8 protein-coding genes are annotated in these 13,445 nt (G+C 72.6%); 4 read left to right on the plus strand and 4 right to left on the minus strand.

The window, feature by feature from the left end; all coding sequences use genetic code 11:
* The first annotated feature begins 61 nt into the window (after positions 1 to 61).
* From ACZ69I_RS28105 to ACZ69I_RS28120, 4 genes are all read left to right on the plus strand, one after another.
* On the plus strand, positions 62 to 3,655 hold the full coding sequence (locus ACZ69I_RS28105; RefSeq protein ID WP_470835368.1) for a bifunctional glycosyltransferase/CDP-glycerol:glycerophosphate glycerophosphotransferase: 3,594 nt from the start codon (positions 62 to 64) through the stop codon (positions 3,653 to 3,655).
* Positions 3,652 to 5,961 (plus strand): CDP-glycerol glycerophosphotransferase family protein, encoded by a 2,310-nt coding sequence (locus tag ACZ69I_RS28110; RefSeq protein ID WP_470835370.1) that lies wholly within the window; start codon positions 3,652 to 3,654, stop codon positions 5,959 to 5,961. Before ACZ69I_RS28105 ends, ACZ69I_RS28110 begins: the two co-directional genes overlap by 4 nt.
* Positions 5,958 to 7,634, plus strand: coding sequence for a glycosyltransferase family 2 protein (locus tag ACZ69I_RS28115; protein ID WP_470835371.1), 1,677 nt, complete (start codon positions 5,958 to 5,960; stop codon positions 7,632 to 7,634). Before ACZ69I_RS28110 ends, ACZ69I_RS28115 begins: the two co-directional genes overlap by 4 nt.
* Before the next feature lie 226 nt (positions 7,635 to 7,860).
* The gene (locus ACZ69I_RS28120) at positions 7,861 to 9,288 is read left to right on the plus strand and encodes a YVTN family beta-propeller repeat protein (protein WP_470835373.1); all 1,428 of its coding nucleotides are present in this window, start codon (positions 7,861 to 7,863) and stop codon (positions 9,286 to 9,288) included.
* Here the strand turns inward: ACZ69I_RS28120 and ACZ69I_RS28125 are convergent.
* Genes ACZ69I_RS28125 through manB form a run of 4 tightly spaced genes read right to left on the minus strand, consistent with a single transcriptional unit; the run spans position 9,275 to position 13,233 of the window.
* Complete coding sequence (locus tag ACZ69I_RS28125; RefSeq protein WP_470835374.1) at positions 9,275 to 10,768, minus strand: hypothetical protein; 1,494 nt, start codon at positions 10,766 to 10,768, stop codon at positions 9,275 to 9,277. The two genes, ACZ69I_RS28120 and ACZ69I_RS28125, sit on opposite strands and share 14 nt — an antisense overlap.
* On the minus strand, positions 10,752 to 11,270 hold the full coding sequence (locus ACZ69I_RS28130; protein ID WP_470835375.1) for a GtrA family protein: 519 nt from the start codon (positions 11,268 to 11,270) through the stop codon (positions 10,752 to 10,754). Before ACZ69I_RS28130 ends, ACZ69I_RS28125 begins: the two co-directional genes overlap by 17 nt.
* Positions 11,267 to 12,076, minus strand: a complete 810-nt coding sequence (locus ACZ69I_RS28135) for a polyprenol monophosphomannose synthase (RefSeq protein ID WP_467681105.1) — start codon at positions 12,074 to 12,076, stop codon at positions 11,267 to 11,269. Before ACZ69I_RS28135 ends, ACZ69I_RS28130 begins: the two co-directional genes overlap by 4 nt.
* A 32-nt stretch (positions 12,077 to 12,108) precedes the next feature.
* Positions 12,109 to 13,233, minus strand: a complete 1,125-nt coding sequence (gene manB, locus ACZ69I_RS28140; protein ID WP_470835377.1) for a mannose-1-phosphate guanylyltransferase — start codon at positions 13,231 to 13,233, stop codon at positions 12,109 to 12,111.
* Positions 13,234 to 13,445 lie beyond the last annotated feature (212 nt).

A 13,445-nucleotide genomic window follows, 5' to 3' on the forward strand; every position in this document is an offset into this window, starting at 1 on the left:
TTGTCGCATCAATACGCAGATCCTTACACTATGGGAGCGTTTAGCAACAGAAGGAGTGCGCGTGCAGCCACGGCTGAGTGTTGTCGTCCCCGTCTACAACGTCGAGCTCTACCTCGACGAGTGCCTGGAGTCCCTGGCCGCCCAGACGTTCCAGGACTTCGAAGTGATCATGGTCGACGACGGGTCGACGGACGGCAGCGCTGCCCTCGCCAAGGCCTTCGCGGCGGCCGATCCGCGCTTCCGGCTCATATCCCAGGAGAACCGGGGCCTGGGGGCGGCGCGCAACGCGGGCGTGCGGGAGATGTCCCCGGACAGCGAGTACCTGGCGTTCGTGGACAGCGACGACACCCTGCCCAGCACGGCGTACGCGCTGCTGATCGAGACGCTCGACGAGACGGGCTCGGACTTCGCGGCGGGCAACGTGACCCGCTTCCGCTCCGCCGGGCACGTGCAGTCCCCCGTGCACCGCGTGCCCTTCGCCGCGACCCGGCTGCGCACCCACGTATCGAAGTTCCGGCCGCTGCTGACCGACCGCACCGCCTGGAACAAGGTCTACCGCCGCTCCTTCTGGGAGAAGCACGGGCTCGCGTACCCGGAGGCGATGCTCTACGAGGACGCCCCCGTCAGCGTCCCCGCGCACTACCTCGCCGACTCCGTGGACGTCCTGAGCGAGCCGATCTACAACTGGCGCGAGCGGGAGATCGGCGAGCGGTCCATCACGCAGAACCGCACCAACCCGCAGGGTCTGATCGACCGCGTGAAGTCGATCCGCATGGTGCGCGAGTTCATGCTCGCCCACATCGACGACGACCCGGTGTACGCCGAACACCTCAAGGTCTACGACCACAACGCGCTCGCCGAGGAGATCCCCCTCTTCTGGAAGGTGCTGCCCGGCTCGGACGCCGCCTACCAGGAGGCGTTCCTGGAGCACGTGGGCCGCCTGGTCCGCGAGATCGGCCAGGACGCGGTGCGCGCCCTGCACGTCCCGCACAAGCTGAAGCTGTACCTGACCGTGCACCGCCGCATGGACGAGCTGATCGCGCAACTGGAGTTCGAGAAGGAGCACCCCGGCTCGCTCCCCGTCTCCGGGACGCTGCACCCGAAGGCCGACTACCCCTTCCTCGACCCGGCCGACCCCGTACCCGACGCGATCCTCCGCCTCGACCAGGAGCTGCGGCTGCGCAGCCGCCTCGACGAGGCCGCCTGGCACGACGACAAGCTGTGGCTTTCCGGCTGGGCGTTCGCCCGCCAGATCGGCGCCGAGTCACGGAGCAAGGCGCTCAAGTCGCTGATCCTGAAGGAGAAGGGCAGCCGCCGCACGGTCCTGGTACCGGCGCGCAGCCACCTCGACCCGGAGGCGACGGTGGCCTCCGGCGCCGAGTTCCGGCACGCCGACTGGGCGGGCTTCGCCGCGGTGGTGAACCCCTCGCGCCTGCGCCACCGCGGCAAGTGGGTCGACGGTCTGTGGCGGGTGCGGATAGCCGTGGCCGGCACCGGCTCCACGCCGCGGCGCGGTCCGCTGCACGGCGCGGGCACGGGCTCCGGCCAGACGCCGCCCGCGCACTGGGTCACCGAGGACGTCCGTGTCGCCCCGCAGATCCAGGACGGCGAGCTGGCCATCCGCGTGGAGACGGCGCACGCCCGCGCCCTCGAGGTCCGTACCGAGGGCTCCCACCTCCTCGTACGCGGCATCCTGCGCACCGCCCCCGAGGGCGAGCCCCGCCTGCGCATGCGCCACCGCGAGTCCGGCACCATCCTCACCGTGCCGCTGGACCTGGGCGCCCCGCAGGACGGCCGCGTCCCCTTCACGGCGCCGGTCGACACGGCGGCCCTGCGGGACGTCCGCGAGGAGCACGAACGGCTCCGCCCGACCCAGGCGGAACGCTCGATCGCCCGCTGGGACATGTCGGTCGAGGTCGTCGACTCCACCGGCGCCGAGCCCACGTCGACCCGCCTGGCCCTGATCCTGGACGACCGCGAGGGGTTCTCTGGCGCTCAGTTCGCGCAGGCGGACACCACCCGTACCGTCTACGCCCGGCGCAGCCCGGGAGGCTACCTCCAGCTCTGCGACCAGCCCGTCCAGCCCCTGGTCGACCGCGTCTCCGTGGCCCCCGACGGCACCGTCACCCTCACCGGCAGCTACCCGGCGCCCGGCACCCACGCCCTGGACCTCGTGCTGCGCCAGACCTGGTCGGGCCACGAGTACACGTTCCCCGCGAAGGCGGTGGACGGCCGGTTCGAGGCGGCCTTCGTACCCGCGCCCACCTACCGCTACGCGGGCGCGACCCCGCTGCGCGCGGGATTCTGGTGGCCCTCCGTGCAGAAGCCGGACGGCTCCCGCACCGCCGTCCAGCTCGCCCCGCCCGTCCATGCGAGCCTCCCCCTGGAGGTGGCGGCGCACGGCAAGCGCGTGGAGCTGCAGGCCCGCCAGTACGACCAGCTGGCGCTGATGGCCCACTCCGAGCTGCGCCCCGAGGAGCGCAGCCGCTACCGCCAGACCCGGCTCCGCACGGAGGCCTACCCGGCCGCCCGCCACGAGCCGCTGCGCGAGACCGTCCTGTACGACGTCTTCGGCGGCCGCATGTACGGCGACTCGCCCCGCGCCATCCACGAGGAGATGGTCCGCCGCGCCCTGCCCGTCGACCACCTGTGGGTCGTCAAGGACGGCCAGTGCGAGGTCCCGGCCACCGCGAAGGCCGTCCGCGTGCACAGCCCCGAGTACTACGAGGCGATGGCCCGCTCCCGCTACATCGTCGGCAACACGCACTTCCCGCGCTGGCTGGAGCGGCGCGAGGGCCAGCAGATCATCCAGACCTGGCACGGCACCCCGCTCAAGCGCATCGGCTTCGACTTCGACAACGACCACTTCGCGAGCACCCAGTACCTCCAGGACCTGGACCGCGAGCGCCACCAGTGGACGATGCTGCTCTCCCCCAACCGGTTCAGCACGCCGATCATGCGCAGCGCCTTCCGGTTCGGCGGCGACGTGGACGGCGAGCTCCTGGAGGCCGGCTACCCGCGCAACGACGTGCTGCTCGCACCCGACCGCGCCGAGCGCGCCGAGAAGGTGCGCCGGGCGCTCGGCCTGCCCGAGGGCAAGAAGGTCGTCCTGTACGCGCCGACGTGGCGCGAGGACAAGCAGCGCCACCGCGGCGGCTTCCTGCTCGACCTGCGCATCGACCTGGCGAAGGCGCGCGCCGAGCTCGGCGAGGACCACGTGCTCCTCGTCCGGCCGCACGCGCACATCGTGGAGCCGGTGCCGGGCGCGGGTGACGGCTTCGTGTGGGACGTGGCGGGCTACCCGGACATCATGGACCTGCTCCTGATCGCCGACGTCCTGATCACCGACTACTCCTCGGTGATGTTCGACTTCGCCGTGACGGGCCGCCCGATGCTGTTCTTCACGTACGACCTGGAGCACTACCGTGACCGGCTGCGCGGCTTCTACTTCGACTTCGAGGAGCGCGCGCCGGGGCCGCTGGTGCCGACGTCCGACGCGCTGATCGCCGCGCTGCGGGACCTCGACGCGACGAGCGAGCCGTACCGGGAGGCGTACGAGGCGTTCCGCGCCGAGTTCTGCGACCTGGACGACGGCGAGGCCGCGCGCCGCGTCGTCGACCGGATGCTCGCCCACCGGGGGACGGCCACCGCATGACCACACAGGAGGGGGGCGCCACGGTGCCCGAACAGAGTGAGAGCGCCGGACCCGAGGTGAGCGCCGGAGCCGAGCTGAGCGCCGAACCCGAGGTGAGCGCCGGGCCCGAGCTGAGCGTCGTCGTCCACGGCCGCAACGTCCAGGGCCACCTCGGCTCCTGCCTGGACGCCCTCGCCGCCCAGGCATCGCCCGGCGTCGAGGTGATCGTCGCCGCAGTGGGCGCGTCGGCGCAGGCGGCCGCGGCGGGCCGCCCCGGCGTCACCGTCGTGCCGCTGCCCGAGGGCACCGGTGACGGCGCGGCCCGTGCCGCGGGCGCCGAGCGGGCGGGCGGGCGCTGGCTGCACTTCGTGCACAGCAAGGACAGCGTGCCGACGGGCGCCCCGCGCGCCGTCGCGGACCGCGTGGCCGACCTGCCGGACGGCGTGGACGTCCTCTGCGTCGACCACGTCCGCTCGACGTGGCGGCACCAGGGGATGCCGAGCCCGGACGGGAAGCACCTCGCCAAGCAGGGCCGCCGCGACCTGCCCCTCGCGGACTGCCCGAACCTCCTGAGGGCCACGCCGCTGCTCGGGGCCCGGGTGCTGCGGAGCGACTTCTGGCGGGCGCACCGCGCCGAACTGGCCGTCGACGACGAGACGTTCGCCGCGTACGCCGCACTGCTCGCCGCCGACCGCGTCGCCGCACTCGACCAAGTGGCCCTCAACGTACGTGAGTTGCGCGCCGAGAGCCTCCCGCAGGGTGCCCCCGAGGAGCGCTACGGCGTCATCGAGCGCTACGAGTCGCTGCTGCGGCTCGCCGCCGACCGCGGCCTGCCGACGGCGCCCCGCGCCGCGCTCTACGACGTGATGGTCGGCGACTGCCTGCGCGTCGTCGCCCGCGAGAAGCTGCCCGACGCGGTGCGCAGGGAGTTCTTCCACCGCGCGGCGCGGGCCGCCGTCGCCTGGCGCCCCGCGGGCCACCAGCACCCCGGCGGCCTCGAAGGCATGCGGCGCCGCATCCTCGAAGAGGACGCGTACACCAAGTACCGCACGTTCCAGACGGCCAACCAGCAGCGACGCAAGCTCAGGTCGGCGGTCGTCTCGCGCAAGCACAAGGTGGGCCTGAAGGTGCGTGACCTGCGCTACCGCAGGGCCCTGGAGCGGCCCGTCGACCCCGACCTCGCGGTCTTCACCGCCTACTGGGACCGGGGCGTGGCCTGCAACCCGGCGGCCATCGCGGCGAAGCTCGCCGAACTCGCCCCGCACGTCCACCCGGTGTGGGTCGTCTCGGCGGCCAACGTGCCGCTGCTGCCGCCCGGCACCGACCACGTCGTGCCCGGCACGCCCCGCTACTGGGAGGTGCTCGCGCGCGCCAAGTACCTGGTGAACAACGTCAACTTCCCCAACGCGGTCGTGAAGCGGCCCGACGCGATCCACCTCCAGACCCACCACGGCACGCCCCTGAAGCGCATGGGCCTGGACCAGCTCGACTACCCCGCCGCCTCCAAGGGCCTCAACTTCCACAGCCTGCTCGCCCGCATCGACAAGTGGGACTACAGCGTCTCCGCGAACCGGCACTCCACCGAGATGTGGGAGCGCGCCTACCCCTCGCACTACACCTCCCTCGACTACGGCTACCCGCGCAACGACGTCTACTACAGCGCGAGCGCCGCCGACGTCCGCGCGATCCGGGAGCGGCTCGGCATCGCGCCGGGCAAGCGGGCCATCCTCTACGCGCCCACCCACCGCGACTACGAGGCGGCCTGGACCCCGCGCCTCGACCTGGCCACGCTCGCCGAGCGCCTCGGCGAGGACACGGTGCTCCTGGTCCGCGGCCACTACTTCTACGGCGGCGCGACCTCGCCGCTCGCGGGGCTGCGCAGGAGCGGCCGGGTCATCGACGTCTCCTCGTACGACCCGGTGGAGGAGCTGGCCCTCGCCGCGGACGCGCTGATCACGGACTACTCGTCGATCATGTTCGACTACGCCAACCTCGACCGCCCGATCGTCATCTACGCCGACGACTGGGAGACGTACGCGAAGACGCGCGGCGTCTACTTCGACCTGATGGACGAGGCACCGGGCCGGGTGGCGCGCACGCAGGAGGAGCTGACCGAGCTCCTCACCTCCGACGCGTGGCGCGACGGGACGGCCACCGAGGCGCGCCGGGCCTTTCGCCGGCGCTTCTGCGAGTACGACGACGGGCGCGCCGCCGAACGCGTCGTACGCCGCGTCTTCCTCGGCGAGAACGAGGACTCCCTGCCGCCCGTGACCCCGGTCGACGAGCGCACCCCGGCACCGACGCCCGAGGAGGCGACCCAGCGATGACCACCACCCCTGACGTCACCGTGACGGTCATCGTCTACAACGACGCGGACCGGCTCCCCCGCGCGGTCGCCTCGCTGCGCCGCCAGACGCACGCCGACATCGAGATCATCATCAGCGACGACCACTCGACGGACAACACCCCCGAGGTGGCACGGCGGTTGGCGGCCGAGGACGACCGGGTCAGCTATCTCCGGCTGCCGGAGAACAGCGGCGGCTGCAGCGCGCCGCGCAACCGCGCGATCGAGAAGGCCCGCGCCCCGTACCTGATGTTCCTGGACAGCGACGACGAACTGCCCGAGCGGGCGGTGGAGTTGCTGCTCGCCGCGCACCGCGAGCGGGACGTGGACTTCGTGATGGGCGCGGTGGAGCGGGTACGGGTCGACACGGGCCGCACCTCCACCTGGATGCCGCACCTGGTCGCGGAGCGCCGCACCGTGGACGGCATCGAGGCCGAGCCCGCCCTGTTCTTCGAGCACCTCTCGACGAGCAAGATGTACCGCCGTGAGTTCCTGGACCGCAACGACCTCCGCTTCCCCGAGGGCATCCACTACGAGGACCAGCTCTTCTCGGCGCAGGCGTACTGCCTCGCGCGGTCCTTCACGGTCATCCCCGACCCCGTCTACCGCTGGTACATAGCCCCTTACGAGGCGGCCGAGTCGGCGTCGATCTCCAACCAGCGCCACAAGCTGACCAACGTCCGCGACCGCATCCACGTCCAGCGCCTGATCGACGCGTTCCTGACGTCGAGCGGCCACGCGGGCGTGCGGGAGGCGAAGGACTACAAGTTCCTCAAGCACGACTTCCGGATGTACGCGGGTGACCTGCCGTTCCGCGACGAGGAGTGGCTGACGGGCTTCGCGGACATCGTGAATCCGTACCTCGCCGAACTCGCCCCCGGCGCGTACGCCCGCCTCCCCCGCGCCGAACGCGTCGTCCTCCAGCTGGTCCGCGACAACCGGCTGACCGAGGCGCAGCTCGCGGCGCGCGGGCTCGGCCACGGGGTGGCGCCGCGCGAGACGTCGACGGACGCGGAGGGCCGCGTCTACTGGGGCGCGCGCGTGCCGGAGAGCCCCGCCGCCCGCGCCGAACTGGACCTCACGGACCAGGGCCTGGACTCCCGGCCCTTCCCGAGCGCCCAGTTCCGCCACGAGATCACCCGGATCGACCCCGGGCCCGGCGCCACGGTCGACCTCACCGTCCGCACGTACGATCCGGGGCTGCGGCTGCCGGTGGGCCCGCAGATCGCGACCCTCCTCCTCGCCCCGGGGCGCCGCCGCATGAAGACCCCCTTCCGCCTGGACCCGGTCCGCCCCGGCGTCTTCGAGGGCACGGCCCGCCTGGACCTGACGCAGGCCCCCCTCCCCCTCAACGGCTTCGCGGGCACCCGCCACCCGGTCCTGCAACTCACCTCGGGCCAACTCCGCAACACGGCCCTGTTGCTGGCCCCGCTCACCTTCCCCACCCTCACGGCCCGCGTCGACTACCGGGGCGGCACGCTCCCCCACGAGGTCACGGTGGAACCGGAGGGCCGCGCCTCGGGCCGCCTCCAGCTGCGCTGGACCCCGGTGGGCGTGACGTCCCGGGTCATCCGCCCCCTGGCCCGCAAGGCAGGCGCGAAGGCGAACTCCCGCATCCGCCGAGCGGCCCGCCTGGCAGCGAGCCTGGCCCGCTGACCACCGGGAGAGCCGACCTGCTCACTGCCCGACGACCGCGACGGCCTCCACGGTGTCAAGTTGTCGTCTGGCCACCTTCTGACCTCATTCGGACAACAGTGAGTTTTCGGCCCCCGAATGGTTGAGGGAGCGAGAGGATTCCGGGGTTGTCGCCGGGCGTCGCCCGCGCGCATCCGCCGAAGGGGGAAGTCCCATGACACCTGCACCCTCAAGACCCGCGAGACGCTTGAGGGCGGACCGGTCGTCCGCCATCTGGGGGCGGCGGCTGGCCTCGCTGGCCGCCGGTGGCGCTCTGGCGCTGACGGGCATGGTGGCCCTCCCCTCACAGGCCGCGCCCGCACAGGCCGCCCCCGCGCCGGCCGCCACCGGCCCCTCGGCCTTCGTGGCCAACTTCCACGGCGACACCGTCTCGGTGGTCGATACGAGCACGAACACCGTCACCGACAGCATCACCGTCGGCAACAGCCCGGTCGGCGTGGCGGTCGACCCGGCCGACGCGCACGCCTACGTCACCAACTTCGACGAGGCCACCGTCTCCGCGATCGACACGGCGACCCACGCGGTCACCGCGACCATCCCCGTCGGCAGCAACCCCCTCAACGTGGCCTTCGCCCCGTCCGGAAACCGCGCGTACGTCGCGAACAGCGGCGGGGACACCGTCTCCGTCATCGACACCGCGACCAACACGGTCAGCGCCACCGTCCAGGTCGGGAACTCCCCGAACGGCGTGGCGACGGCCCCGTCGGGCAGCACCGCCTACGTGACCAACAACAGCGCGAACACCGTCTCGGTCATCGACACCGCGACCAACACGGTGACCGCCACCGTCCCGGTCGGGAGCGCCCCCGCGGGCGTGGCGGTCAGCCCCTCCGGAGCCGTCGCCTACGTCACCAACAACGGCGGCACCACGGTCTCGGTCATCGACACCGCGACCAACACGGTCAGCGCCACGATTGCGGTCGGCACCTCACCGCACAGCGTCACCTTCGACCCCTCGGGCGCGCGGGCCTACGTCGCCGACCGGGGCAGTGACGACGTGAAGGTGATCGACACGGCGACCAGGACCGTGACGGCGACCGTCCCCGTCGGCGACGGCCCGGCCGGAGTGGAGGCCGACCCGTCCGGCAGCGTCGTCTACGCGTCCAACGTGGACGACGGCACCGTCTCGGTGATCGACACCGGGACCGCCGCCGTCACCGCCACGATCAGCGGGTTCAGCGGCCCCTACGGCCTGGCCTTCGCGGGGACGCCGCCCTCGCCGGCCACGGCGGACATCGCCGTCGACCTCACCGCCCAGCCGCGCCTGAGCCTCCTGGTGCCCTACATCGCCTACACCCTCACGGCCCGCAACACCGGTCCCGGGGCCGTCAGTTCCGCGACCCTCACCGCGAAGCTCCCGCAGGGCGCCAGGGCCACCAACCTCGCCGCCGGATGCACCACCGCCAACTCCACGGTGACGTGCGCCTACGGAGCCATCGCCGACAAGGCGAGCGTGAACAAGACCTTCCGCGTCCCGCTGAGCCTGCTGAGCCTCGGCCCGGTCAAGGTCACCGGTCAGCGCACGGCGTCCGCGCCCACCGACCCCAACCCCGCCAACGACTCCGCGTCCGTCACCTGCACCGCCGTCTCCGTCATCCTCGTCACCTGCCCATGACCTCGTACAGCACCTGCCCCTTGGGCCCGGACCCCGCCCGGCGGAGGGCGGGGTCGTCCGGGCGCAGGCCGCCGTCGCCCGGGTACTGGACGACCCAGCGCACCCCGTAGCGGCGCAGAACGTCCAGGCGTCCCGTGCGCGAGGTCTCCGCCGCGAAATAGCTCCGCACCGCGGCCACCCGCTCCTCCTGGTCCGGCAGGAAGAAGTCCGGGTAGCCGGGGGCCACCGTGTAGGGGCCGTACGCGGGGATCTGGCGGGCGGGGAAGGTCTTGGCCAGGACGATGTCGCCGTAGCGGACCTTCGGCGTGAGCCAGTGGTAACCCGGCCACGGGGCGCGGTACTTCGCCGCGACCCGGTCGGGCAGCGCATCGCGCGGCACCACGTATCCCAGCGTGCCCGCCTGCGTCCACGCGCCGACCAGCAGCGCCACGCCGAGGAGCCCGGCGAAGGCCCGGCGCACCCCCGCACGCCCCGCCTCGACGACCTCCAGGGCCACCGCGAGCTGCGCCGGGATCAGGGCCGCGGGCAGCACGCGGCCCCACGAGTAGTGGCCGCTCAGGCCGCCCGCCGCGAACGTCGCGGCGCCGAGGGCGAAGAAGAGCACCAGCGGATCCCGGTGGTCCCGGCGCCAGCGCAGCGCCAGGGCCGCGACGCCCAGCAGCAGGGCCGGACCGAAGTGCGACGGCAGGTGCCGGTAGAGGGGGCGGTGGATCTCCTCCAGGCCGCCCACGCCGAGCAGGCCGAAGAAGGAGTAGTACGGCCAGGCAACCAGAATGACGAGCCCCAGCGCGAGTCCCCCGGCGAGCCGGAGCAGCACCGCCCGCACCGGCCGCGGCCGCGCGCCGAGGACCATCGCGAGCGCGCCGAACGACGCGACCACGCCCGTGAACTGGTGACTGAGCAGGATCACCGACCAGAGCGCGCCAAGACCGAGGGCGAAGAGCCACCCCGCCCCGCCGCCCCGCACGGACTTGCGCACCAGCGCCCAGAAGTGGAAGGAGAGCCCGAGCGCGAACGTGCTCGGGTACGAGACCGTCAGGGCAAGGGAGTTGAGACCGAGGAAACCGCTCCAGTTGAAGAGCCGCGGGCCCCAGAGCAGGAGCAGGCAGAGCAGGGCGAGGGGCGGCGCGGCCCGCCGGGTGCTGAAGGTGCGTACGAGACACACGACACCCGTCGCGAGCAGACCGAGCCCGGCCAGCGCGGCCACCCGCAGCACCACGAACGTGCCGAGCCCGGTGACCTTGGCCAGGCAGCCGAGCAGCAGCATCCACGGGGAGTAGTACGGGCTGGGGGTGTCGGCGTCGACCAGGGGGTTGCCCGGGTCGGTCAGGTCGTGGCGCAGGCGCTCGACCGTCGCCGCGTGGATGCCGAGGTCGCCCGCCCAGGGCAGGCGGACGACGACGAGGAGGAGCAGGAGGAGGACGAGGGCCGCCGCCGCCCACGCGGCCCGCCGTATGACCGCTTTACCGGCGACGCGCATCGTGCTGGAAGACCCACGTCCGGTAGACCAGGAAACGGAACGCCGAGGCGAGGACGATCGACAGCGCCTTGGCGATGTTGGAGCCGAGCGGGCCGCTCATGTCCGCGCCCTGGTACGCCGCGTAGAACAGGACGCTCTCCATCGCCACGCCGATGCCGCTGAAGGCGAAGAAGAGGGCGATCTGGCGCTTCGTGCGCGAGGCGCGGTCCCGGTAGGCGAAGAAGCGGAAGCCCAGGTAGTTGGTGCCCATGGCGACGCAGCTGGCCAGCACCGTGGCCGTCATCGGGCCGGAGGACAGGCCGTGCAGGAGGAGGTTGAAGACGACGAGGTTCACGGCGACGCCGCTGCCGCCGACGACGCCGAACTTCACGACCTCGAGGGCCAGCCTGCGCAACCGGGCGAGGGGGAGTCCGCGGGCGGCGCCGGACGTCTGCGGAGCGGGCGCCTGTGCGGGCACGGACGGCGCGGTCTGCGGCGCCTCGTGCAGTGTGGGCGTGATCATCCGCGCACCCCCGCACCACCGCGGCCGCGCGTTCTCGCGTCGAGCCGCAGCTTCCACGGCATGACGACCGACTCCAGCTGCACCATCAGGCTCATCTTCGACTCGCCGACCGTGCGGTCCTCGAAGTGGATCGGCACCTCCATGACGCCGAAGCCGCGGCGCAGCGCGCGGTACTTCATCTCGACCTGGAAGCTGTAGCCCGCGCTGTCGACGGACGCCAGGTCGATGGCGCGCAGGGCGTCGGCGCGCCACAGGTTGAAGCCGCCGGTGATGTCGGTGACGCGGGTGCCGAGGATGGTGCCCGCGTAGGCGTTGGCCCAGCGGGAGAGCAGCTTGCGGTGGGCGCCCCACGCGTCGGAGAGCGTGCCGCCCTGGACGTACCGGCTGCCGATGACGACGCCCGCGTCGGTGGCGAGGGCGACGCCGAGCAGTTCGGCGGCCTTCTCCACGGGGTGGCTGCCGTCGGCGTCCATCTGCAGGACGTAGTGCGCGCCCTCGGCGACGGCTCGGGCCATGCCGGCGGCGTAGGCCCGGCCGAGGCCGTCCTTCTCGGTGCGGTGCAGGACGCTCATGCGGGCGCTGCCGTACCGCTCGGCGAAGCGTTCGGCGATGTCGCCGGTGCCGTCGGGGCTGGAGTCGTCGACGACGAGGAGGCGCAGGCCGGGCAGCGGGAGCGCCATGAGGGCCTCGGCCATGCCGGGCAGGTTGCCCGCTTCGTTGTACGTGGGCATGACGACGGTCAGCGGGGTCGCCGCCCAGGCTTCGGGCAGCCGGGCGGCAAGGCTTTCGGAGAGGTTCCGCGACATGTCCTGGTTCTCCGACATGTCCTGGGGGAGGTTCACAGGCATTGCTCAGGCCCTTCGATGGTCGGGGATCCCTTGGGTACGTCCGGCGAGAAGCGGAGCGCCGCGTCGGGCAGGACCGCCGCGCACCACACCCTCGCCCCGGTCCGCAGTTCGTTGTCGGCCCCCACGCGCGCGCCGTCTCCCACGACCGCGCCTTCCAGGACGGTGCGGCGCCCGATGCGGGCCCCCGCGCCGACCAGACTCCGGCGGATGTCGGCGCCGGCCCCCACGTCCGCCCCGTCCAGCACGACCGAGCCGTGCACGAGTGCGCCCGCCCCGATGCGGGCGCCCGCGCCCACCACGGTCCCGGCGGCGAGGCGGGCGTCCGCCGCGACCTCGGCGCCCGGCAGGACGAGGTACTCGCCCCGCTCCCCCGGCAGCGCGGGCGAGGCGACGATCCCGCGCACGAGGTCGGCCGAGGCCTGGACGAGCGCCTCGGGGCGGCCGAGGTCCAGCCAGTAGGCGCTCTCGACCTGACCGTGCAGGTACGCGCCCCGGGCGAGCAGCGCGGGAAAGGTCTCCCGCTCCACCGACACGGCACGCCCCGGCGGGATCGCGTCGATCACGGACCTGCGGAAGACGTATGCCCCCGCGTTGATCTGGTCCGTGACGATCTCCTCGGGCGTCGTCGGCTTCTCGGTGAACGCGAGGACACGTCCGTCGTCGTCGGTCGGTACGAGCCCGAAGGCGCGGGGGTCGTCGACGCGGGTGAGGTGGAGCGTGACGTCGGCCGCGCGCCGTACGTGCGTGTCGATCAGGCCCCGGATGTCGACGCCGCTGAGGATGTCGCCGTTGAGGACGAGGACGGGCTCGTCGCCGCCGCCGCGCAGGCGTGCCGCCGCGTTGCGGATGGCGCCGCCGGTGCCCAGAGGCTCGTCCTCGACCGCGTACTCCAGTTCCAGGCCGTACGCCGATCCGTCGCCGAAGTGCGGTTCGAAGACCTCGGCGAGGTAGCAGGTGGCCATCACGACGTGGTCGACACCGGCGGCCGCGAGGCGCGCTAGCTGGTGCGCGAGGAAGGGGACCCCGGCCGCCGGGACCATCGGCTTCGGCGTGTGGACCGTGACCGGCCGCAGCCGGGTGCCCTGCCCGCCGACCAGCAGAATGGCTTCCGTCATCGCCTTGTCGCGACCTTCCCTGCGTTTCGGATCTCGTACCGCCATCAGACAATCTCACCCACCTTAGACCAAATGTCTGAATTGATGAGATATGGCGAGTCATGGCGAATGTCATCACCCCTTCCGCGCCACGGAGGCAACCAATCACCCGGCCGGGCACTCCGGGGTACGCGAAGGGGGCGCCCCGAGCCGAAAGGCCCGGGACGCCCCCT

The organism is Streptomyces sp. NPDC036815 (assembly GCF_055609205.1).

What these genes read in the sequence shown, in the direction of transcription:
- ACZ69I_RS28135 (WP_467681105.1), bottom strand. Translation starts at nt 12,076, where the DNA reads ATGTCGCGGAACCTCTCCGAAAGCCTTGCCGCCCGGCTGCCCGAAGCC.
- ACZ69I_RS28110 (WP_470835370.1), top strand. Translation starts at nt 3,652, where the DNA reads ATGACCACACAGGAGGGGGGCGCCACGGTGCCCGAACAGAGTGAGAGC.
- ACZ69I_RS28125 (WP_470835374.1), bottom strand. Translation starts at nt 10,768, where the DNA reads ATGCGCGTCGCCGGTAAAGCGGTCATACGGCGGGCCGCGTGGGCGGCG.
- manB (WP_470835377.1), bottom strand. Translation starts at nt 13,233, where the DNA reads ATGACGGAAGCCATTCTGCTGGTCGGCGGGCAGGGCACCCGGCTGCGG.
- ACZ69I_RS28115 (WP_470835371.1), top strand. Translation starts at nt 5,958, where the DNA reads ATGACCACCACCCCTGACGTCACCGTGACGGTCATCGTCTACAACGAC.
- ACZ69I_RS28130 (WP_470835375.1), bottom strand. Translation starts at nt 11,270, where the DNA reads ATGATCACGCCCACACTGCACGAGGCGCCGCAGACCGCGCCGTCCGTG.